Annotated in this window: 12 protein-coding genes; 7 read left to right on the top strand and 5 right to left on the bottom strand. The window is 64.7% G+C overall.

Features of this window, described 5'->3' with window-relative positions:
* Positions 1-2 precede the first annotated feature (2 nt).
* Genes BMW49_RS21755 through BMW49_RS21765 form a run of 3 tightly spaced genes read left to right on the top strand, consistent with a single transcriptional unit; the run spans position 3 to position 14,457 of the window.
* Positions 3-9,029, top strand: a complete 9,027-nt coding sequence (locus BMW49_RS21755; RefSeq protein WP_083251799.1) for a non-ribosomal peptide synthetase — start codon at positions 3-5, stop codon at positions 9,027-9,029.
* Entirely contained in the window at positions 9,029-12,817 is a 3,789-nt protein-coding gene (locus tag BMW49_RS21760) for an AMP-binding protein (protein WP_244168390.1), read from the top strand. The genes BMW49_RS21755 and BMW49_RS21760 overlap by 1 nt, the downstream gene beginning before the upstream one ends.
* Positions 12,814-14,457: a cyclic peptide export ABC transporter gene (locus BMW49_RS21765; RefSeq protein WP_069520149.1), complete on the top strand. Its 1,644-nt coding sequence runs from the start codon at positions 12,814-12,816 to the stop codon at positions 14,455-14,457. Before BMW49_RS21760 ends, BMW49_RS21765 begins: the two co-directional genes overlap by 4 nt.
* Here the strand turns inward: BMW49_RS21765 and fhuF are convergent, their stop codons facing one another.
* Positions 14,458-15,186 (bottom strand): siderophore-iron reductase FhuF, encoded by a 729-nt coding sequence (gene fhuF, locus BMW49_RS21770; RefSeq protein ID WP_069520150.1) that lies wholly within the window; start codon positions 15,184-15,186, stop codon positions 14,458-14,460. It lies immediately after the preceding gene.
* Between the two features lie 332 nt (positions 15,187-15,518).
* Between fhuF and BMW49_RS21775 the strand changes: the two genes are divergently transcribed.
* The 3 genes from BMW49_RS21775 to BMW49_RS21785 all read left to right on the top strand — a co-directional run bounded on the left by BMW49_RS21775 (position 15,519) and on the right by BMW49_RS21785 (position 18,008).
* Entirely contained in the window at positions 15,519-15,731 is a 213-nt protein-coding gene (locus BMW49_RS21775; protein WP_069520151.1) for an MbtH family protein, read from the top strand.
* Positions 15,731-16,504, top strand: coding sequence for a thioesterase II family protein (locus tag BMW49_RS21780; RefSeq protein ID WP_069520152.1), 774 nt, complete (start codon positions 15,731-15,733; stop codon positions 16,502-16,504). The genes BMW49_RS21775 and BMW49_RS21780 overlap by 1 nt, the downstream gene beginning before the upstream one ends.
* A 76-nt stretch (positions 16,505-16,580) precedes the next feature.
* Entirely contained in the window at positions 16,581-18,008 is a 1,428-nt protein-coding gene (locus BMW49_RS21785) for a diaminobutyrate--2-oxoglutarate transaminase (RefSeq protein WP_069520153.1), read from the top strand.
* 142 nt (positions 18,009-18,150) lie between these two features.
* On the opposite strand, the gene BMW49_RS21790 is transcribed toward BMW49_RS21785, so the two are convergent.
* From BMW49_RS21790 to BMW49_RS21805, 4 genes are all read right to left on the bottom strand, one after another.
* Positions 18,151-19,023 carry a DMT family transporter gene (locus BMW49_RS21790; RefSeq protein ID WP_069520155.1) on the bottom strand — a complete coding sequence of 291 codons (873 nt, stop codon included), beginning with the start codon at positions 19,021-19,023 and terminating at the stop codon, positions 18,151-18,153.
* A gap of 153 nt (positions 19,024-19,176) precedes the next feature.
* Positions 19,177-19,980 carry an outer membrane protein OmpK gene (locus BMW49_RS21795; protein ID WP_069520156.1) on the bottom strand — a complete coding sequence of 268 codons (804 nt, stop codon included), beginning with the start codon at positions 19,978-19,980 and terminating at the stop codon, positions 19,177-19,179.
* A gap of 641 nt (positions 19,981-20,621) precedes the next feature.
* Positions 20,622-20,990 (bottom strand): YgaP family membrane protein, encoded by a 369-nt coding sequence (locus tag BMW49_RS21800; RefSeq protein WP_069520158.1) that lies wholly within the window; start codon positions 20,988-20,990, stop codon positions 20,622-20,624.
* 24 nt (positions 20,991-21,014) lie between these two features.
* Positions 21,015-21,353: a YgaP-like transmembrane domain gene (locus BMW49_RS21805; RefSeq protein WP_069520160.1), complete on the bottom strand. Its 339-nt coding sequence runs from the start codon at positions 21,351-21,353 to the stop codon at positions 21,015-21,017.
* A gap of 159 nt (positions 21,354-21,512) precedes the next feature.
* Here BMW49_RS21805 and BMW49_RS21810 point away from each other — a divergent pair, with 159 nt between their 5' ends.
* Positions 21,513-21,932, top strand: coding sequence for a phosphotransferase system, HPr-related protein (locus BMW49_RS21810; RefSeq protein ID WP_069520162.1), 420 nt, complete (start codon positions 21,513-21,515; stop codon positions 21,930-21,932).
* Positions 21,933-21,947: the final 15 nt, after the last annotated feature.

Raw genomic sequence — 21,947 nt, forward strand, 5'->3', positions numbered from 1 at the left:
GAATGAATGCGATGACACAACAGGCATTTCAGGAAATCGCGCAGCGTCTGGCGGCCCTGCCGGCGGACAAGAAACAGCTGTTTCGCCAGCGCCTGGCCGAGAAGGGCATCGACAGTTGGCGTTTGCCGATCGTCCCGGCCAGCTTGGCCGCAGGCGAGGACGCGCCCCTGTCGCAAGCGCAACTGCGCTTCCTCTCGGCGGAAGCCCTGAGCAGCCGCGCGCTGTACAACCTTTGCTCGGTGCTGCGCTTTGATGGCCGCCTGGATCTTGCGCGTTTGCAGCAGGCCATGCAGCAACTGGTCGAGCGTCAGGCGATTCTGCGTACGCGCTACTTGGCTGATGCTAAGGGCCAGTTGCATGGGCATTGCGAACCCTGGGAAGCGGGCTTGCCGCCGGTCGAACCTCTGCCGCCGACTGCCGCAGACCCGCAGCAATGGTGCGCCGATGAATATGCCCGCCAGCTTGCCGAACCCTTCGACCTGAGCCGCGACGCGCCCTGGCGCTGGCGTGCGTTTAGCGATGCCGAGCGGGGCACGACCTGGCTGTTTTTCACCATTCATCACGTCGCCTACGATGCCTGGTCGGCCCAGCAACTGACCCGCGAACTGGCCGAGGCCTACCGCGCCCTGACCCTGGGCGAGCCGGCCCAACAGCCCGAGCTGAGCATTCAGTACGCCGACTACGCCGCCTGGGAACGTGAGTGGCTGGCCAGCGACAATTGCCAGCAACAACTCGACTACTGGCGCGGGCAGTTGGCCGACGCGCCGGGCCCGCTGGCGTTACCGCTGGATCGTCCGCGCCCGCCTGCCGCGCAGCGCCGCCACAGCGGTGCGGTGCTGGTCCGGGAACTGACGCCGGAACTGTCGGCGCAGGTTGATGAGGCCATTCGCGAGCAGGGCGTGACCCTTTATATCTTCGGTCTGACCGCCTTTGCCTGCCTGCTGGCACGCTACAGCGGCGAGCGCGACCTGTGCCTGGGCACCTCGGTGGCGCAGCGTGATCGGCCCGAGCTGGCCGCCCTGATCGGGCCGCTGCTCAACACCCTGGTGATTCGCCAGCGTCTGGAGGACGACCCGGCATTCAGCAGCGCCTTGCAGCGCACCCGTGACAGCGTGGCGGCGGCGTTCGACCAGCAAACCCTGCCGTTTGAAAAAGTCCTCGAAGCCCTCGACCGCCCGCGCAGCAGCCCGCTGTTCCAGGCCATGTTCGTCCAGGTCGACTTGCCGGAAAGCCGCACCCTGGCCTTGCCTGGTGTCACCGTCGAGGTGCTTGACCCGCCGCAGCGGCATGCGCGCTTCGACCTCACCCTGCGCATGCTGCGTGGCAGCGACCAGCGCCTGCGCTGTGAGCTGGAGTACAGCGACGAGCTGTTCGATGAAGCCACCGCTGTACAACTGCTCGACGATTTACAGGCGATCCTGCAGGACGCCTCGGCTTATCCTCAGCGGCGTCTGTCCGAGCTGCGTCTGGCGTCATCGCTCAGCGAACTGCGCGGCCCGGCGTTGGACGGGAGCGCCTTGCCGCTGGATCAACAGGTGCTGCAGTGGGCTGCTCGCACGCCGCATGCGCCGGCGTTGTGCACTGGCCAGCAGCCGTTCAGTTACGCCGACCTCGGTCGCGCCTCTCAGGCCCTGGCCGCACGGTTGGCGGCTCAGGGCATCGGTCCGGGCCAGGTGGTCGGCCTGTGTATGCCGCGCACCGCGGAGCAACTGATGGCCACCCTGGCCTGTTGGCAGCGTGGTGCGATCTGCCTGTTTCTCGACCCGGCGCAACCGCCACAACGCCTGACACAGTTGTTGGAAAGTAGCGCGGCGAGTCTGCTGTTGACCCTGGACGATGGGCCGGCGCTGAGCAGCGACATCGCGCGCCTGGTGCTGGGCGCAGCCGATCTGGCGGCGAGCCCAGCGGCTTTATTCAATGAAAGCCTGAGCCGGGCCGAACAGGCGGCCTATCTGATTTTTACCTCGGGATCGACCGGCCAGCCCAAGGGCGTGCTGGTCAGCCACGGCAACCTGGCGCACTACGCCGCTGCGGTCGGCCAGCGTTTGCAGGCCAAAGCCGGCAGCCGCTGGGCAACCCTGGCGACCGTAGCCGCGGACCTGGGCCTGACCTGTGTATTCGCTGCGTTGCAGGCCGGCGATCCGCTGGTACTGCCGGACGCGACCCTGGCTTTCGACCCACCGGGCTGGGCCGATTTTCTCGCCCAGCAGCCGGTGGATTGCCTGAAGATCGCACCGTCGCACCTGCGCGGTTTGCTGGCCCTGGCCGATGCCGGGCGGGTCTTGCCCAGGGAACTGCTGATTCTCGGCGGCGAGGGTTTCGACGCGGCTTTGCTTGAACGCATTCGCGAACTGGCCCCGGAGCTGCGCGTGTTCAACCATTACGGCCCCTCGGAAACCACGGTCGGCGTGGTCTGCGGCGAGATTGGCGCAGACGCTGCGGTCGAGCAGGGCAGCTACCTGCCCCTCGGCCAGCCCCTGGCCGGCTGTGAGCTGCGAATCGTCGACGCTGACGGCAACCCGGTGCCGCTCGGCGTGGCCGGCGAACTGTTGATCGGCGGCCCGCAGGTGGCGCTGGGTTATCTCGGCCAGCCCGAAGCGACTGCCGCCGCTTTTGGCGTCAGTGCCGAAGGCCAGCGCTTCTACCGCAGCGGCGACCGGGTGCGCCTGGATCGCAGCGGCCGCTTGCTGTTTCTCGGTCGCCAGGACGATCAGCTAAAGATTCGCGGCTTCCGCATCGAACCAGGCGAGATTGCGGCCTGGCTCAGCGCCCAGCCCCAGGTGCGCGAGGCGGCGGTGCTGGCCAAGGAAATCCAGGGCCGGCTGCAACTGGTGGCCTATCTCAGTCCGGCTCTGCCGCCTGCCGAGCTGGCCGCCTTGCAGGCCGCGGCTAAGCGTCAGTTACCAGAGCCCATGTTGCCTGCTCACTGGCTGAGCCTAGAGGCCCTGCCGCTGGCGGCCAATGGCAAGCTGGATCGCCGCGCCTTGCCCGATCCCGCGTCGAACCAACCGAGCGAGAACCTCGGCCAGGCTCCGCTCGGCGCTACCGAGCAGTGCCTGGCGCGGCTGTGGTGCGCGATTCTCGGCTGCGCCTCGGTTGCCCGCGAAGATGACTTCTTCGCCCTCGGCGGCGACTCGATTCTCAGTCTGCAACTGATCGGTCTGGCCGCCCGTGAAGGGCTCAAGTTACAGCCGCGCGACGTGCTGCAGCATTCAACCTTGGCGGCCATGGCGCTGAGCGCCGATTGCCGTGTTGAGCCGCACTTGGCGGCTATTCTCGCTGCATTCCGTGAACTGCTGGCGCAGCCCGATCTGGGCCCGGATGACGATTTCTTCGCCTCCGGCGGTGACTCGATCATCAGCCTGCAACTGATCGCCCGCTTGCGCCAGGCAGAGCTGCGTCTGATGCCCCGGCAATTGCTGGAGCAGCCGACACCGCGGCAGTTGGCCAAGGTGCTGGCTCCGGTCTCGGCGGCTGTTGCTGCAGCGGTTGTTGCGCCTGCCGGTAATTCGTCGAGTCGCTTGTCCCATGCCCAGGAACGGCTGTGGTTTATGCAGCAGCTTGATCCCGACGCGACCGCCTATAACGTCACCCAGTTGCTGGCCTTGCGCGGCGAGCTGGATGTGCAGCGCCTGCAGCTGGCCTGCCAGCACCTGAGCGAGCGTCATGAGGCGCTGCGCTGCCGCTTCTTCGAGGAAAACGGGCAGGTTCGCCAACGCCTGGTCGCTGCACCCGAGCTGAGCTTCGTGGTGCACGACCTGGGCGCGCTGGCGGCACCCGAGCGGGATGCGGCTATTGCCCGCGTGGCGCAGCGGGTCTTCGATCTGGCCCAGGGGCCGCTGTTGGCGGTCGACCTGTTCCGCCTGGGCGAGGAGGACTATCGCCTGCTGTTCAACGTGCACCATATCGCCGTGGACGGCTGGTCCATGGGCCTGCTGGTGCAGGATCTGGCGCGTATCTACGAGGGCCGTCAGGAGCCGGCGGCGAGCGGCCTGTTGGCCGTGATCGAGGCGCAGCGTCAGCAACTCGAAGGTGCGCCGGGGCAGACGCTGCTGGATTATTGGCAGCAGCGTTTGCAGGGGCTGAGCGACGAGGCCCTGGAACTCTCCGAGCGCCCGCGCCCGGCGTTGCAGGAATATGCTGGCAGCCGCGCCGAGTTCCCGCTGCCGCGGGCACTGACGGCGGCGCTTGAAGCCCGGGCGAAGCAGCTCGGAGTAACGCCCTTTGTGTTGTATTTCGCCGCGCAGCAGTTGCTGCTGTGGCGCCATTCCGGGCGCCGTGACTTCGCCATCGGCCTGCCTGTGGCTGGACGCGAGTCGACGGCCAGCCAGGCGCTGGTCGGCCTGTTCGTCAATACCCTGGCCTATCGGGTGCAGGTCGACGAGCGGCAAAATCTGCAGGGCTTTATCGAGGCGCTGAACCAGCGTCTGGCCGAGGATCGGGCGCATCAGCAGCTGCCGTTCGAGCAGTTGCTCGAGGTGCTCGATGTCGAGCGCAGCCTCGACCGCACGCCGTTGTTCCAGACGATGTTCAATTACCAGGTGGATCACCAGGGCTCACGCAGCCTGCAGCTACCGGGCGTCGAAATAGCGCCGCAAGCCCTGCCGGAGGGGGTGGTCAGCGCCAAGTTCGACCTGACCTTTAACCTGTTCACCCAGGGCCGTGGCGACACGGCCAGTACCAGGCTGATTGTCGAATACGCCACCGTGCTGTTCGCCCCCGGCAGTGTTCAGCGCCTGGTGGACGACTACCTGGGGTTGCTGAACAGCCTGGCGCAGCTGGATCTGCGCTTGCCGCTGCTAGAGCTGCCGCTGGCGTCGGTCGAGGGCCTGGCAACTGCTGGCGAAAGCCTGCAGTTGCCCGCCGAAGCGGATTTTGTCACGCGCTTCGACGCCCAGGCCGCGATCCATCCCGAGCGCAACGCAGTGTTCTGCCGTGGTCGGCGGCTGAGCTATGGGCAATTGCAGGCCCAGGCCAACCGTCTGGCCCATTGGTTACTGGCCCAGGGCGTAGTACCCGAATCGACGGTGGCCTTCTGCCTGCCGCGCGACGAACGCCTGCTGGTATGCCTGCTGGGTATTCAGAAGGCCGGGGCGCTGTATCTGCCGCTCGATCCGAGCCATCCGCCGGCACGCCAGGCAGCGATCCTCGAACGGGCACGGCCGCAGCTGTTGCTGTGCGAGCAACTGGATAGCGGCCTGCCAGTTACGCTGCGTTGTCAGCGCTGGTGCGACCTGGCGTTGCAGGATTACCCCGCGCAGGCACCGGCATTGCCGGTGGATCTGTGGCAGCTGGCCTACACCCTCTACACCTCCGGCTCCACCGGGCAGCCCAAGGGCGTGCAGATAAGCCGCGGCAACTTCGCCAACTTCCTCCTGGCGATGGAGCGCGCCTTGCCCCTGGACGGCGTGCAGCGCTACCTGGCGCTGACCACCGTGACCTTCGATATCAGCGGCCTGGAGCTATGCCTGCCGCTGGTGCGTGGTGGCACCGTGGTGCTGGCCGATGACGAAGAACGCCAGGACCCCGTGCTGCTGGCGCAACTGATCCGCGATCAGGTGGTGGACCTGATCCAGGCGACGCCGGCGACCTGGGCGATGCTGCTGCAAGGCGACCGTCAGGTGCTGGCCGGGCGTGTAGCCCTGGCCGGTGGTGAGGCGTTGGCGGCGGAACTGGCCGCCGAGTTGCGCCAGGCCGTGGGTTGCCTGATCAACGTTTACGGGCCGACCGAAACCAGCGTCTGGTCGACCCAGACCCCGGTCGCGGAATTGGATTTGCCAGTCGTACCGATTGGCCGTCCGCTGCTCAATACCCGTTGCCATATTCTCGATGAACACCTCTGCGAAGTACCGCCTGGGCGTGCCGGTGAGCTGTATATCGCAGGCCTTGGCCTGGCGCGTGGTTATGCCGGGCAGCCGGGATTGACCGCCGAGCGTTTTATCGCCGACCCGTTCGGTGCCGACGGTGGCCGCTTATACCGAACCGGCGACCTGGCGCGCTGGCAGGCTGATGGCCAGTTGTATTACCTGGGGCGCACGGACGATCAGATCAAACTGCGCGGTTTCCGTATCGAACTGGGTGAAATCGAGGCTGCACTGCTCAGTCACCCGGACCTCGCCCAGGCGGTGGTAGCGGTGCAGGGCGAGCAACTGGCGGCATTCTGGGTGGCGCGTGGCAGCACCGCGCCGAGTGCGGCGATGCTGCGCGAACACCTGCAGACGCGCCTGCCGGCCTACATGCTGCCGACCCACCTGCAAGCGCTGGAATCCTTGCCGCTTAACAGCAATGGCAAGGTGGACCGCAAGCAATTGCCGCAGCTGCGTATCGAACCTCAGGTGGCCAGCGCGGCCCAGCGCCCGCTGACCGCCAACGAGGCGTTGCTTGGTGATATCTGGGCGCAGGTGCTGCAGCTCGAACAGGTGCCGGTCGATGGCCATTTCTTCCAATTGGGTGGGCATTCGCTGATGGCCGCTCAGGTGCGGTCGCGCTTGCGCGAGCAGGGCTTCGAGGTGCCGCTACGCTGGCTGTTCGAAACCCCGGTGCTGGCTGAGCTGGCCACGCGCCTGGAAAGCCAGGCCGATACCCTCGATCCCGCAACGCTGCTGATCCCACGGGTCGACCAACAGCTCGACCAGCCGCTGTCGCCGGCCCAGCAACGGGTCTGGCTGATGCAGCAACTGGACCTGGCTGACAGCAGCTTCAATATGAGCAGCGCTGTGCGTCTGCGCGGCGAGCTGGACACGGTCGCTCTGGAGCGGGCATTGCAACGCCTGGTGCGGCGCCACGCGATATTGCGCACCACCTACCATCAGCGCGAGGGCGAGGCTTGTCAGCGCATCCATCCGCAGTTGACGGTAACGCTGCAATCGCTGGCTTCAAGCGAGACGCAGTGGTCGGCTGCCGCCCGCGAACTGGCCCTGCAGCCATTCGAGCTGAACAGCGAAGCGCCGCTGCGCGCGGTGCTCTACCGGCTCGGCGAGCATGAGCATGTGCTGCAACTGGTGCTGCACCATATCGCCTCCGACGGCTGGTCCGGCGCGGTGCTGGTCGGTGAGCTGATTGAGGGTTACGAGGCCTACAGCCAGGGCGTGGAACCGCTGGAGACGGAGTTGGCGATCCAGTATGTCGATTACGCCGTCTGGCAGGGCTCGGCAGCGATGCGCGCGCGTCAGCGTCAGGGCCTGGACTTCTGGCGGCGCACCCTGGCCGGCGTGCCGAGCCAGGTGCCGCTGCCGTTCGACTTCCCGCGGGGAGAACGCGATACCGGTGGCGGCGCCGCGCTGGACTTCCAGCTGCCGGCGGCCACTCTGACCCGGCTCAAAGCCTTGCAGCAGGACAGCGGGATTTCCCTGTTTATGCTGCTGTTGACCGCCTATGCCGCGGTGCTGCAGCGCGAGACCCAGGGCCGCGATCTGGTCATCGGCACCGACGTGGCCAACCGTGAACACCCGGCCACCGAAGCCCTGATCGGTTTCTTCGTCAACCTGCTGGCCCTGCGCATCCGCCTGCAACCGGAGCTGAGCTTCCGCGACCAGGCTGCACTGGTTCGGGATGTCTGCCTGGAGGCGTTCGCCTGGCAGGACACGCCCTTCGAGCAGGTGGTCGAGTGCCTCGACCTGCCGCGCGTGGCCAACCTGCACCCGCTGTTGCAGACGCTGTTCGTCCTCGACAACACGCCGCGCCAGCAGCGCCGGCTCGGCAACCTGGAGGTCAGCGCGCTGCTCGGCGAGCAACAGCATTCCAAATTCGATATGGCGCTGTTCGCCAGCGAAGACGGCGCTGCCCTGAGCCTGCGCTGGGTGTACCGCACCAGCCTGTTCCGCGCGGCCACTGTCGAGCGCCTGCGCGATACCTTCCTGGGCTTGCTCGACGCCGCCCTCGGCGCGCCGGACAGCCCCATCGATGCCTTACCTCTGTCTGCCAAGGGAGCCGCTGTCATGTCCACATCCACGGACAACCCGCTGCAACGCAAGATGAGCAAACTCGGCAAGCTGCGCCAGAGCGGCCCGGCCAGCGCGCTGGAGCCGATAGAGACCCGACCGCTGCGCAGCGGTTCGAATTTCCCCCTGCAGGTGTTGCTGCGCGACCGCGAGCTGGCTCCGGCGGTTTGGGCCGAAGCCAACCGCGACAAGGTTGAAGGCTGGTTGCGCGCCCATGGCGGCATTCTCTTTCGCGGCTTCGACCTGCCGACCCCGGCGGCTTTCGAGCAGTTCTGCCAGGCCCTGTGCCCGGAGTTGTACGGCCAGTACGGCGACCTGCCGAAGAAGGAGGGCGGCAAGAACATCTACAAGTCCACGCCGTATCCCAAGGACCGCATGATCCTGTTTCACAACGAGAGCGCCCATCAGCACCGCTGGCCGCGTCGGCAATGGTTCTATTGCGAGACGCCGGCGGCCAGTGGCGGGGCCACGCCTATCGTCGACAGCCGCGAGGTGTACCGCGAGCTGCCGGCCTGGCTGCAGGAAAAACTCCGGCGCAAGCAACTGATGTACGTGCGCAATTTCAGCGCCAGCCTGGATGTCAGTTGGCAGCATTTCTTCCAGACCGAGGAGCGTGCCGAGGTCGAGCGGATCTGCCGTGAGGGCGGTATCGAGTTCCACTGGCGCGGTGCGGGCGACCTGCATACCCGTCAGGTCTGCCCAGCGGTGATTCTGCATCCGCTGACCGGAGATGCCAGCTTCTTCAACCAGGTGCAGCTCTATCACCCGGCGTTTCTCGACGCGGATATCCGCGAGCAGTTCCTCAAGGGCGGCGACACCTTGCCGAGGCAGGTGTTCTATGGCGACGGTACGGAACTGGAAGAAGCCGCGATCGAGGCGATCAATACCGCCTACGAGCGCTGCGCGGTGCGCTTCGACTGGCAACAGGGCGATGTGGTGATGCTCGACAATATGCTTGCGGCCCACGCCCGCGACCCCTTCGAGGGCGAGCGGCGGATAGTCGTCGCCATGGGCGAAATCTACCGCCGCGACCAGGTCGCGGCCGCCCCGGCACAAGCCGAGGCAGACGTTATGGAGGTGACACAGTGATGGACCTTGGATTGCCCCTTGCACCGGCACAGAAGCAACTGGCCGAGGCCAACCCCGAGGCCTATCGCTGGGCGCGCCTGCAGGTGCCAGCTGTTGCCGCCGAGTTGCTCGAACAGCGTCTGCGCGAGGCCGTGCAGCGGCATCAGGCGTTGCGTTTGCGCTACCAGCGCCCGCTTGGCGCCACCGGCTTGCGCCAGCGTCTGGTCGAACCGGGCGAACTGCACCTGGACTGGCGGAAAGCCAATCCCGCCGACACCATGGATGCCGACGCCTGGCTGCGTGAAGCTCAGGCGCATTGCCGGGCGCAGCAACCCGATGTACTGGCCTGGCTGTTCGACGAACAGTTGTTGCTGGCCGTGCCGGTCTACTCGCTGGATTCGCGCAGCCTTGAGCAGTTGCGCAGCGACTTGCTGGGGCAGGGCGCGGCACTGGACGCGGAGCCGATGCAGTACAGCGAATACGTCGAGTGGATCAGTGGCCTGCAGCTGGACGAGGACGCCGAACAGGGCGCGCAGTTCTGGCGCAACCTGGCCTTGCATGAAGTGCCGGGCATGCGCCTGATCGAGCGCTATGGCATGGCCAGTGGCGCCCGCGCCTGCGTGCAGTTGGCGCTTGAACCGGCAGTGCCGGCGGCGTTGCAGGCGCTGGCAAGCGCTGAAGGCGTCGCCGTCGAACAGCTGGCCCTTGCCGCCTGGGGTGCCTTGCTCGGTCGTCTCAACGGTCAGCGCCACGGCCAGTTGGGTGTGCAGCATGACCCTCGCGATGACTATGAGGAGTTGCAGGGCGCTTACGGGCTGTTCGAGCAGACCCTGCCGATGCAGCTGCAGCTATCGGAACACACCACCTGGGTCAGCCTGGCCCGGCAACTGGCCCGGCAACTGGAGAACGCCATCGTCTGGCAGGAATACCTCGGCCAGGCGCAACTGCTGCCGGAGTGGCGCGCCAGCTACCAGGCAGGATTGCGGGTGTTGCGCCTGCACGACCTGGATGCGTTGCAGGCGCTGTCTTTCGACGGCCCAGTGGAGCTGCAAGTGCAACTGAGCCTTGACCCGCGCGGCCGCGCTCAGTTGGCCCTGGCCTACGACGCCGGCCTGTACCGGGGCGAGCAGATGCAGCTGCTGCTCGAACGCTATGCGCACTGGCTCGGGCAACTGTTGCAGGCGCCGCAAGCGCCTGTGGACGATATCAGCGCCTTGTTGCCGGCAGAGGCCCAGCCGCGACCAGAGCCCGAAGGGCTGGCGATGGATATGGACCTGGTCGCGGCCTTCCGCGCCCATGCCCGCAGCCAGCCGAACCGGCCGGCTCTGCGCGACGGTGAACTGCTGCTGTCCTACGCCGAACTGGATGCCCTCAGCGACCGGGTCGCCGGCAGCCTGCGCCAGGCCGGTATCGGCAGCGAGCAACTGGTCGCGCTGTACCTGCCCCGCGGCGCGCAGATGCTCATCGCCATGCTGGCCTGCTTCAAGGCCGGTGCCGCCTATCTGCCGCTGGACCCGGCGCAGCCACCCTTGCGGCTGGCCGGCATTCTTGAGGATGCACAGCCCGCCATGCTGCTGCACCTTGACGGCCAGGGCGCGGGCAGCGACATAGCCGCCATGCCCTGGTCCGTGGCCAGCAGCGGGCCTGCGTTCAGCACGCCGTTGGCCTGCGAATCGCAGCATCTGGCCTACGTGCTCTACACCTCGGGCACCAGCGGCAAGCCCAAGGGCGTGCAGATCGAACAGGGCCAGTTGCGCCATTACGTGACCCAGGTGACCCGCGCCCTGGATCTGCCTGAGGGTGGGCACTACGGGCTGGTCTCCTCCTTGCTCGCCGACCTGGGCAATACCGTGCTTTATCCGGCCTGGTTGCAGGGCGGCTGTGTGCATCTGCTGAGCCAGGCCAGCGTCACCGATGCGCAGGCTTTCGCCGAGGAGCTGCGCGAGTACCCGCTGGATGTGCTGAAAATCGTGCCCTCGCACCTCGAAGCGCTGATCGGTGAACACCCGGCGCACGCTGTGCTGCCACGTCAGGTGCTGGTGCTCGGTGGCGAACCCGTCGGTGAAAACCTGTTGGCGCGTCTGGCCCAGGCCGCGCCCAGCTGCCGCCTGTACAACCACTACGGGCCGACGGAAACCACGGTCGGGGTGCTGTGGCGGGCTATCGATATTGCAGCGGGCGTCAGTGGCACGGCGTTGAACCAGGTGATCGGCGATAACCGTATCCACCTGCTCGATGAACGCCAGCGCCCGGTGCCCTCGGGCCAGCCCGGGGAGTTGTGCATCGCCGGGGCCAGCGTCGGTCGTGGCTATGTGGGCGGTGTCGGCGGCGGCGCGTTCGGCCGCGATACGCAGTCCGGCGCGCGTCTGTACCGCAGCGGCGATCAGGCCTTGCGCCAGGCCGATGGTGCGTTGCGCATCCTCGGGCGCAACGATCAGCAGGTGAAAATCCGCGGCTTCCGCCTGGAGCTGGTGGAAGTCGAGCAGGCTCTGCTGGGCCAGCCCGGCGTACTGCAGGCGGCGGTGCTGCTGGATGGCGAGCGACTGCTGGCGTTTGTGGTCGAGGACGAAGGCCAGGCCCAGGCAGTGCAACAGCTGCGTGACGACCTGGCCCGCCAGTTGCCCGACTACATGCTGCCGGCGGCGATCTTCGCGGTGAAGTCCTTGCCGCTCAACAGCAATGGCAAGCTCGATCGCCAGGTGCTGCTGGAGCGCGCCCGGCAACGCCTGCAAAGCGCCCGGGTAGCACCGGTCGGTGCGCTGGAAAGCGTGGTGCTGGACATCTGGTGCCGGGTGCTGGGTGTCGAAGACCTGGGTGTGACCGACAATTTCTTCGCCGTGGGCGGCCATTCCCTGGCGGCGATCAAGGTGGTGGCGCTGATTCGCGAGCAACTGGCGGTCAACCCACCAACCAACCTGCTGTTCGAGCGGCAGACGGTGCGTGAGTTGGTGCGCAGCCTCGATCAGGCGGAAAGTGGCGGGGGCTGGAAGGTGCTGCACGAGCCCGCCACGCCAGCGCCGACAGTAGTTCTGCTGCATGGCGCGCAAGGCCATCTGCAGGCGTATCGGCCCTTGCTCGAGCAACTGGGCGATGCCTGCGCGGTTTACGGCCTGGCGGCCTTCGACGACGGCTGGACGGGGGGCGACTTCGATGGACTGCTCGCACGCTATGTGCAGAGCATTCCCGCGGACTTCAAGCAACGCCCATTGACCCTGCTCGGCTGGAGCCTGGCCGCGCGCTTGGCGCTGCTGTTGATCCCGCACCTGCAGGCTGCTGGCTTTAGCGTCAATGCCTTGGCCGTGGTCGATCACGATCCGCAGCGCAGCCTGGCCGGGGAGGGCGACGAAGGCGGCCAGTTGCTCGCCGATTTCGTCTTCCATTGCCGCAGTCATGGCCGGCCGCTTGGTGAAGCGTTGCGTGAGCGCCTGGCCGGGCAATTGACCGCTTGTGATTATGCCGAGGGGGTGACGCGGCTGCTTGCGGATGCTGCGGTGCGCGAACACCTGCAGTGGGATAGCGCGGACGCCGGCTTGCAGGCGCTCGTGGCACGCTACCGGGCGATCAAGACGTGCCTGTACGAACAGGTGCTGCCAGTGGTCGATGTGCCGATCTGGCTGTGGCGCGGCAACGCCCATGGTGACCTGCGCGGGCAGTGGCAAGCGCACACACGAAAGGCGTTGCGTGAACTCAGCCTGGATGTCGGCCATCATGCGATCCTTGCCGAGCCGCGGCTGAGCGCGGGTCTGTTGTCCTTGCTGACGGAAAGCGCTTCGTTGCAAAACCCTGCCGAGATGGTGTCGAACTCATGATGTTATTGAAGGAACTGCTTCACGACGCGCGCTGGCGCATTCTCCTGGCGGTGCTCAGCAGCGCCTTGAGTGCGGCGAGCAGCATCGGCCTGATCGGTTATATCAACCGCAGCCTGGAACAAGGGCTCGACGACGTCGGCCAGGCGCTGTTGCTGTTCGGCGCTTTGCTGGTGGTGTTGTTTATCAGCGGGGTGGTGTCCCAGTGGCTGCTGGTGCAGATCGGCCATCGTCTGGTTTACCAGCTGCGCCTGCGCCTGGTGGGCAAGGTGCTGGGCACCGCCCTGGAGCGTATCGAGCGCCTGGGCAGCCCGCGCATCTACAACGCCCTGACCAAGGACGTGACCACCGTGGCCACGGCGTTCAAGCAGCTGCCGATCTCCCTGTACAACGGTTTACTGCTGCTGGCCGGGTTGGCTTATATGGCCTGGCTGAGCCTGCCGTTCTTCGTGCTGACCCTGGGCGTGATTGCCCTCGGGGTCGCGCTCGACGTGCTGCTCGGGCGCAAGGTCAAGCGCCTGATGCAGCAGGTGCGGCAGCAGGACGACCGGTTGACCGAGCAGTTCGAGGCGACCATCAACGGCCGCTGCGAACTGGGCCTGAGCCGTGAGCGTCGGCAGTTGCTGTACCACCAGCGCCTTGAGCCCATTGCCAGCGCCTCGCTGCAGGCTTCGGTGCGCGCCGATACCCTGTGGGCGATCAATCTGAACTGGACCACGCTGCTGGTGTTTGTGCTGATCGGCACGCTGTTCTTCCTCGGCCAGGGCATGGGGCTGTTGAGCCAGCAGGTGGTGGTGGGTTACGTGCTGGCGATCATGTTTCTGCGCACGCCGATCTCGATGATCCTCGATGCCATCCCCGCGGTAATTCGCGGCCACGTGGCCTTGCAGGCCATCGACGCCCTGGCCCTGGGCGAAACGGTGCAATTCAAGACCCCGACGCAAGCCTCCGAGCCGTTTCGCGAGCTGCGCCTGAGCAACGTGGAGTACCGCTATCCCGGGCAGGGCGATGAGTTCGCTTTCCAGTTGGGGCCCATTGACCTGAGTATTTGCCGTGGCGAGCTGATCTTTGTCGTCGGCGGCAATGGCAGCGGCAAGTCAACCTTGGCCAAGCTGCTGACCGGGCTCTATCAACCGAGTTCGGGGGTGGTTTCGCTTAACGGCGTGACGCTTGAGGCCAGCACCAGCGAGTGGCACCGCGAGCACTTCGCGGCGATCTTCGCCGACTTCTACCTGTTCGCCGATGTGCTCGGTGAGGCGGGTGACCACGAAGGCCTTGAGGCACGGGTGGATTACTACCTCGAGCGTCTTGGCCTGGCGCACAAGGTGCAATTTGCCGCCGGGCGGCTGTCGACCACGGCCCTGTCCCAGGGCCAGCGCAAGCGCCTGGCTTTGTTGTTACTGATGATGGAAGGGCGGGAAGTGCTGCTGCTCGACGAATGGGCGGCGGACCAGGACCCGCTGTTCCGCCATGTGTTCTACCACGAGCTGCTGCCCGAGCTTAAAGCGGCTGGCAAGACGGTGATTGCCATCACTCATGACGACCGTTATTTCGACGTGGCCGATCGCATCTACCGGCTCGATTACGGCCAACTGGTGGACTACGACCGGGCCAGCGAAAACCCATTTCAGTTGGCAAGGTAGTCAGTCGGGCTGTTTGTCGCGATCCAGCGGGCAACTGCTGCAGTAACCGATACCGGGCAAGCGGTAGCGGATGCAGCAGATGCGCCGCAGGCGCTGCGGCTCGTCCGTGCCTATATCGCGGTAATGCACTGGGGCGAACAGCGGGTTACGCCGGCCATCGGGGCGTAGGCGACTGTTCAGCACCGCTCTGGCCGGTGCGGTGCAGTCGGCACTTGCCAGCGGATGCAGTTCGAGGCGGCTGGTGACAAATTCGAAGGTATTGCCAGCGTTGCTCCAGAACAGCCGGGGCGATGCTCGGGAAACCTCTGCGAACACTTCGATGGCCGGCTCCAGGTGCGCCTCGATCAGCGTGCGCAAACGCTCGAAAGGCGGGCAGGGCAACAGGGCGCTGCCGTCGTTGGGAAGGCGCAAGCCCAGCGGACGATCCTGCGTTGAAAGCACCACGCCGATATCGTCGAGGGCGATGGGCAGGCTGCGCTGCAACAGCAGATTGGCGGCCAGGGTCGAGGCCATAAAGCTGCTGAAGTACCACTTGGACCAGATTGATGTAAGCGCCAGCAGATCGCCGGTGGCATGCCGCTCGGCGAGGGTGCCGATGAACTCGGCGAAATAGCTTGGCTTGAACAGCAGGCTACCCGCCAGCGCAGGCGCTTGTGGGTCAGCGAGCTGCAACTTCTCGGCATGCTCGGCGAGGGGGCCACAGAACAGTGGCGCGAGACTCGCAATCATTGTGCCCACCGAGCTGCCCGTGCGACTGCTGCTACGGTTGTATGGCTCTGACAGCAGGCCAGCGACGATAGCGCCTGTGCGATGTGCAGCTGTGTTTGGCTCATCTGTTGCTCACGTTATTTTGAGACTAGTTATCAATAACTGTGGGCGGATTATAGGCAGACCAACCTGTGGTCGGCTAACCGGTTACCGATTTCGCAGCAAGGGGAGCACTTTCTTTAAATCGCTAATGATAATTGTTATTAATTGTATTAGCCTGTGCTTACCTCGCCAGTTAACGTCGGTGGTGCTGGTAAGGACGCTCACATTAACCATCAGTAGAGGAGTGGAAAATGAGTTGGGACAGCCCTGATACGTGCTTTCTGGTCGTACGTAATCACGAAGAGCAGTATTCCATTTGGCCTGATTACAAGGCGCTTCCGGCAGGCTGGAGCAGCATAGGAAAACAGGGCAGCAAGGAAGAGTGCCTGGCCTATATCGAGTCGGTCTGGACCGACATGCGTCCGCTCAGTCTGCGCCAGGCGATGCAGGCTCAGGAGCGCTGATGCAGACCGTTGCCAGCACTTGGTTTTCGGTTTTGCCGCGAGGGAGTGCGCAGGCCGAGCAGCGCTTGTATTGCTTTCCTTACGCGGGGGCTGGGCATACGGTCTTTCACCCCTGGAGGGCGCTGCTGTCTGCCAACATTGAGTTGGCGCTGATCAAGTTGCCAGGACGTGGGGCACGCTTCGGCGAACCCCCTGCGCACTCAATTGTCGAGTTAGCCGAGTGCCTGGCTACCGACATCGCAAAGGCCAGCGCAGAGGCCGAAAGGTTCGCGCTGTTTGGGCACAGCATGGGCGCGTTATTGGCGTTTGAAACAGCGCGACGTTTACAGCAGATGGGATTGTCGCCCACTCGCTTGCTGGTTTCCGGGCGTACAGCGCCCATGGCCCACGGCTGGCGGGAGCGGCTGGCGGAGCTGCCGGATGCGGCCTTTCTTGAGGTTATCCGCAGCATGAACGGTGTGCCCCAGGCGTTAATCGATAACGCCGAGTGGCTGGAGCTGTTCCTGCCGATCATCCGGGCTGATTTCGCCCTGTGTGAAAATTACCGTTACTCACCGCACCAGCGCCTGGACTGTCCCATCGAGGTATTGGCGGGGCGAGATGATGCCAGCGTACCGCTTTCACTGCTCGATGGTTGGGCCGAGGAGACCCGTGCGGGCTGCCATACCCAGCTGTTTGCGGGAGGTCATTTCTTTGTATTTGAACAGCAAGCCGAGTTGCTCGCGCTGTTCGAGCGAAGCCTGAGTATTACGCGCCAGGCCTGCGATTCTTGAACGTCTCTTCGGCTATCGGTAAGGGCTGGAGCTTAAACATCGGCAAGCTTTCTGTTATTGCCTAGGGAAAAACATCATGGAACCTATTCAGAGCCTGCATCCGTCCTGCGGCACTTTTACCCTTGAGAATTTTGTCCAGCAAGGGCCTCGCAAGCTAAACCCCAATCCCTACCTGGAGCGTCAGGCTGCCCGTGAGTCCAATGCGCGCTCCTACCCGCGGCGCATTCCTTTGGCATTGCAGCAAGCGCATGGGATCTATGTTCGTGATACCCAGGGGCAGCTGTTTATGGACTGTCTAGCTGGAGCCGGGACCCTCGCCCTTGGCCATAACCATCCGGTAGCCATTGCCGCCATGCGGCAGACGCTGGACGCCGGTTTGCCTCTGCATACCCTGGACTTGACGACACCGGTCAAGGATCGTTTTGTCGAAGAGCTATTCGCAGCGCTGCCCGAAGGCTTCGCCCGCCAGGCGCGGATCCAGTTTTGTGGGCCGACCGGTGCCGATGGGATAGAGGCGGCGCTCAAACTCGCGCGTACCGCTACCGGGCGCAAGCCCATCTTGTCCTTCTCCGGCGGTTATCACGGCATGACCCACGGCGCATTGAGCCTGATGGGAAATCTGGGGCCGAAGCTCGCGATGGGCGCGGCGATGTCAGAGGTGCAGTTTTTACCTTACCCCTATGATTATCGCTGCCCATTCGGGTTGGGGGGAGAGGCGGGTATAGATGCAGGCTTACACTATATCGAGCAGCTGCTGAGCGATCCGGAATCGGGTGTGCTGCCACCCGCTGCTGTGGTGTTGGAGGTGGTACAGGGTGAGGGGGGCGTAATTCCCGCCCCTGTGCGCTGGTTGCAGGGCCTGCGCCAGCTGACCCGTAAACACGGCGTAACGCTGATCATCGATGAGGTGCAGACCGGTCTGGGCCGTACCGGCAGCCTGTTTGCTTTCGAGCAGGCGAATATCGAGCCCGATATTCTGGTGTTGTCCAAGGCTCTCGGCGGTGGCTTGCCGCTCTCCGTGCTGATTTACCGTGAGGAGCTGGATACTTGGAAGCCCGGTGCCCACGCTGGCACCTTTCGTGGCAATCAGATGGCGATGGCCGCGGGTGCAGCAACACTGCGCCACATTCTGAGCGAAAACCTGCCTGCTCACGCCGCCCTTATGGGGGATCGCCTGATGACTCAATTGCGTCAGCTGCAGCGCGACTACCCTTGCCTGGGCGATGTACGTGGTCGTGGCCTGATGGTCGGCGTGGAGGTCGTCGGTGCTGCCAATGGCAGTCGAGTACCACCAGCCGATGCGGCGCTGGCTAAAGCCATCCAGCAGCAGTGCCTGAAGCTGGGCATTATTTTGGAACTGGGTGGACGCCATGGCGCTGTAGTGCGCTTCCTGCCACCGTTATTGATCCTGCCCGCAGAGATCGATGTACTGGTCGAGCGCTTTCAGCAGGCCTTGGACCATGCGTTGGCGGGAACGAGGGGGCAGGGTTTGCATATTGTCTAGAGCCTATTGACGTTGTGTTTGTGGCCGGCCGGAGTCCGTTTTAGCCCAAGGCAAGGCACGAGATGCGAAGTTTACCGGGCTAAATGAGCCATCGAGAAACGCTGCATCAAGCAAAAGACAGGCTTCGCTCTGGGGCTTGCGCCTAGTCTGGCGATGAAACGTCAACTGTTGGGGCATGCTGGCGCTGGCGTGCCCCCAGCACCAGGGCGATGCCGCCGAGCACGGCCGCGCCGCCCAGTACCAGGCGCAGGCTGAGCGCCTCGCCAAGCAGCAGCGTGCCGGCCAACGCAGTGATCACTGGCACGCTCAGCTGCACGGTGGATGCCTGCAGTGCTTTCAGGCCAGGCAGCGCGGTGTACCAGATGGCGTAGCCGATGCCCGAGGCCACGGCGCCCGAGAGCAGGGCGTAGAGCGCGCCGGCCGGGTCCACACGGGCCTCGCTCAAGCACAGCAGGCTGAGCAGCGCAGCCAGGGGCACGCAGCGTAGAAAGTTGCCGGCGGTACTGGCCAGCGGGTCGGCCACTTGCTTGCCCAGCAGGGAGTAGACCGCGAAGCTCGCGCCCGCCAGGATCATCAGCACCGCGCTGTCCAGCGACGGTGCCGTGGCGCCTGGCAGCAGCAGGCCAAGGATGCCGGCAAATGCCGCCGCCAGGCCCAGCCAGGCAAGCGCTGCCAGGCGCTCGCCGCGGTACAGGCCCCAGCTGAGCATGCTCAGTTGCACGGCGCCGAACAGCAGCAGTGCCCCGGTGCCTGCATCGAGCTTGATATAGGCAAAGGAAAACGCGGCGGCATAGCTGAACAAGGCCAGTGCGGCCGGCCAACTGCCGGCGGCTGGACGCTTGGCCTGGTGCAGACGCACCAGTAACCAGAGCATCAGCGCACCACTGAGCAGGCGCAGGCTGGTGAAGGTAGCGGCGTCGATGTCGGTGGCTTTGAGCGCCAGGCGGCACAGTATTGAGTTGCCGGCGAAGGCGAGCATGGCCAGGCAGGTGAAGAGCAGGGTGCGGGTGGTCATCGGCCATCCTTGTGCGCAGGTCTGGCGGTGGAGTTCGCGCCAGTTAACCACGGTAGAGGAGCTCAGGAAATTGGTCGATGGTGGCAGAAAGCGGGGTGAACGGAGGGTGCAGCACCCCGGCCGAGGATGCAACAGGGCCGGGGGTTTAGCGTTTTAGAAGTGTGCCTTGACCAGCAGGCTGGCGGTGTTCTGGTCGGTTGGGCCAACGAAGGCGCTGACAGGGCCGTCGTCCTTGATGCCGTACTTGTTCTTCCAATAGTCGTATTCGATACCGACGTACAGCTGCTTTTCACCCCACTTCAGTGCTTTACCCAGGTCGTATTTGATCTGTGGGTTGAAGTGCAGGTTGGCCTGGTATTCGCCACGGCTGTTCTCGTCGTTATCGACGACCCAGTCCATGAAACCATCGATAACGATGTCGGACTCGCCCACCGGAATGGTGTAGCTCCATACCGGGGTGATCTGCCAGACGTTGTCGCCTGGGCGGCTGCCGTCGGTGGTGCGCAGGTAGGTGTTGAGCTGGAAGTAGTCGAAGCCAGGGATGGCCAGGTCGAAGCCCGGACCGATCAGGTAGGCCTCGGTGTCTTTTTCGCCAAACTCGTAGGTCATGGCCAGCAGCACGTCGGTCACCGGGCCGAACGCCAGCTTGGTGTCGAAGATCTTGCCCAGGCTCAGGCGCGGGGACAGCTCACCGTAGTAGGTGTGGCCGTCGCCGTTGCCATTTTTGGCATCGGTGTTGAACTTGATGGTGTCGACGAAGAAGAACAGGTCGCCGACGCTCCAGCCGCTGGCGTGCTCGAAGGTGATGGTCTGCTGGATTTCCGGATCGATCTTGAAGTCATGCCCGTAGAGGTAGGTCAGGCTGTTGTTTTGCCATTGCATCAGGTCAGCGGCTACAGCCTGGCCGCCTGCCAGGAGCCCGCCAGTCATGATCAGGGAAGAGAGGGTACGGTTCATTCGGATGAGTGCTCCTAGGTTCGCAGATTATTAGTTTTAAATCTGTCTATTCGGCCAGACCATTTGGTCCAGAGCAAGAACGAAGCCAAGTCTTCTGTGGGCACCTGGCAAGCATCCTTAAGCGTGGTATTGCGGGGTTTATGGGGTTGCAGGCGCAAACAGGGCGCAGCCGTCTTGAAGGCATGCACTCAAATCTGACCGAGAAGACAGTTTTGGCTTTATGTTGGTGCGTTGGCGCGCGCCCGGCAAAGGTGCCGGGAGGGGCGGAGCCAGGGGGCGGCGATGTTAGGGTCTGTTCCCGTTTCGTCGCAAGCCGCGTTGCCGCGAAAAATCTCGCCAGGCTAGGCGGAGGACGCAGGGAATGGTTGTTCCCTTGCCAAGTCCTCCAACAACGCATGGCGAGATTTTTCGCGCAACCCGAAGGGCCGGGCCCGTTTTAGCGCGATGCGGCGTTTCTCGATGGCTCATTTAGCCCACTAAACTTCGCATCTCGTGCCTTGCCTCGCGCTAAAACAGGCTCCGGCGCGGCCGCGAACGAAACGGGAACAGACCCTGCAGCCGAGGTGGCGGGGAATCTGAACCCTAACGCGTGGCGAGACCGGCGAGTGCCGGTCTGCAGCCAGGGTGAAACGTGGTGGGGGTTAGCCGAGGCCGGTGCTGCTGCCGTTAAGATCCGAAACGCTGGCTGGCGCAGGGCGGGCGGCGCCAGGCTTGGCGCTTTCCAGCAGCCCAGCGAGCTTGTCCTTGGCGGCTTGCAGCTCATCCTTGAGGTAGTGCATTTCGGCCTGTGGGTCGTTGAGCAGGCTCTTCACGCTGCAGTGGCCACTCAGGCCACGGGCGAGCATGGCGCCGCCGATAGTGGTCTTGCACAGGCCGAACAGGCCACCACGCGCCAGGCCGACACCCATCAGGGCAAGGCCGAGGCCGACGGACAGCGTGCGTTCCCAGCCCTGTACGTTATGGGCGTTGAAGGGCGCGTCCGGGTCGATACGGGGAGGTGTCTCGATCATGGTGAGCTCCTGGTTATGAGTAGATTAGACAGTCGAACCCGGCACGGCCGAGGTCGGCATGGGCGGGCTGACGACGGGCTGGATCGGTGTGGTGTCGCAGCACTGTGCGGCCTGGGCCGGGGTCTGCCGGGTAGGGTTGGCCAGGCGTTGCTGCAGAACGCGCTTGGCCCCGCAGTGGCCGGTGAAGCCGCGCATCAGGCCCATACCGCCGAGGCCAATCTTCAACAGACCACTCAGGCCACCATGGCTCAGGCCCTTGGCGATCAGCAGCAGGCCACCGCCAATCGACGCCGCGCGTTCGATGCCGTGCACGTTGTGGGAGGGTGAAACGGTTTTGTGAGCTTTGGGGTCGAGAGCCAGCATGGTCGTTCTCCATTGATGCAGGGTGTATGTAACCGACTGGTGCCGGTTGCGGGCTGTTCAATGGATTCGATGAACGGCAACGGGCTGCTTTTAACCTGAATTTTTACCCCGGCTGGTCAGTCCATCGCCTACACGCTTATAGATAGGATGGAGACTTGTATGGCTACTGACTTGACTCGCGATACCCCTCGTGAAATTGACGACCTGGAAGACCGCATGGGGGCGGTTCATCCCCTGGACTTCGACGAGCGCGCTGATGAAGAACACGGGCGTGCGGGCGCAGCGGCGAATGTAGCGCCCGAGGAGGCGCAGCGCGTGCGCGAGGCCGGGCTTAGCGGCGGCGAAACCCTGGGTGAAGGCGTGCATGAGGACGGTGTGTCGCTGGATGACCTGAGCCCGGAAACCCTGCTCGATGAGAGCGGCGCGCGAGGCCCGGACGAGCCCGGTGGTGATGGGCCGGCCGATCAGCAATTGCGTGAAGTCGGTGAGGCCGAGATCGGTGCTGGCCAGGGGTTGGATGAAGCTGAAGCGGCGCGCGTACGGCCCCTGGATGGCAAGTTCTGGGATGGACAGCGCTAGCCACCTGACCGGCGT

The sequence above is a fragment of the Pseudomonas cuatrocienegasensis genome (assembly GCF_900110925.1).
GTDB lineage: Bacteria > Pseudomonadota > Gammaproteobacteria > Pseudomonadales > Pseudomonadaceae > Aquipseudomonas > Aquipseudomonas cuatrocienegasensis.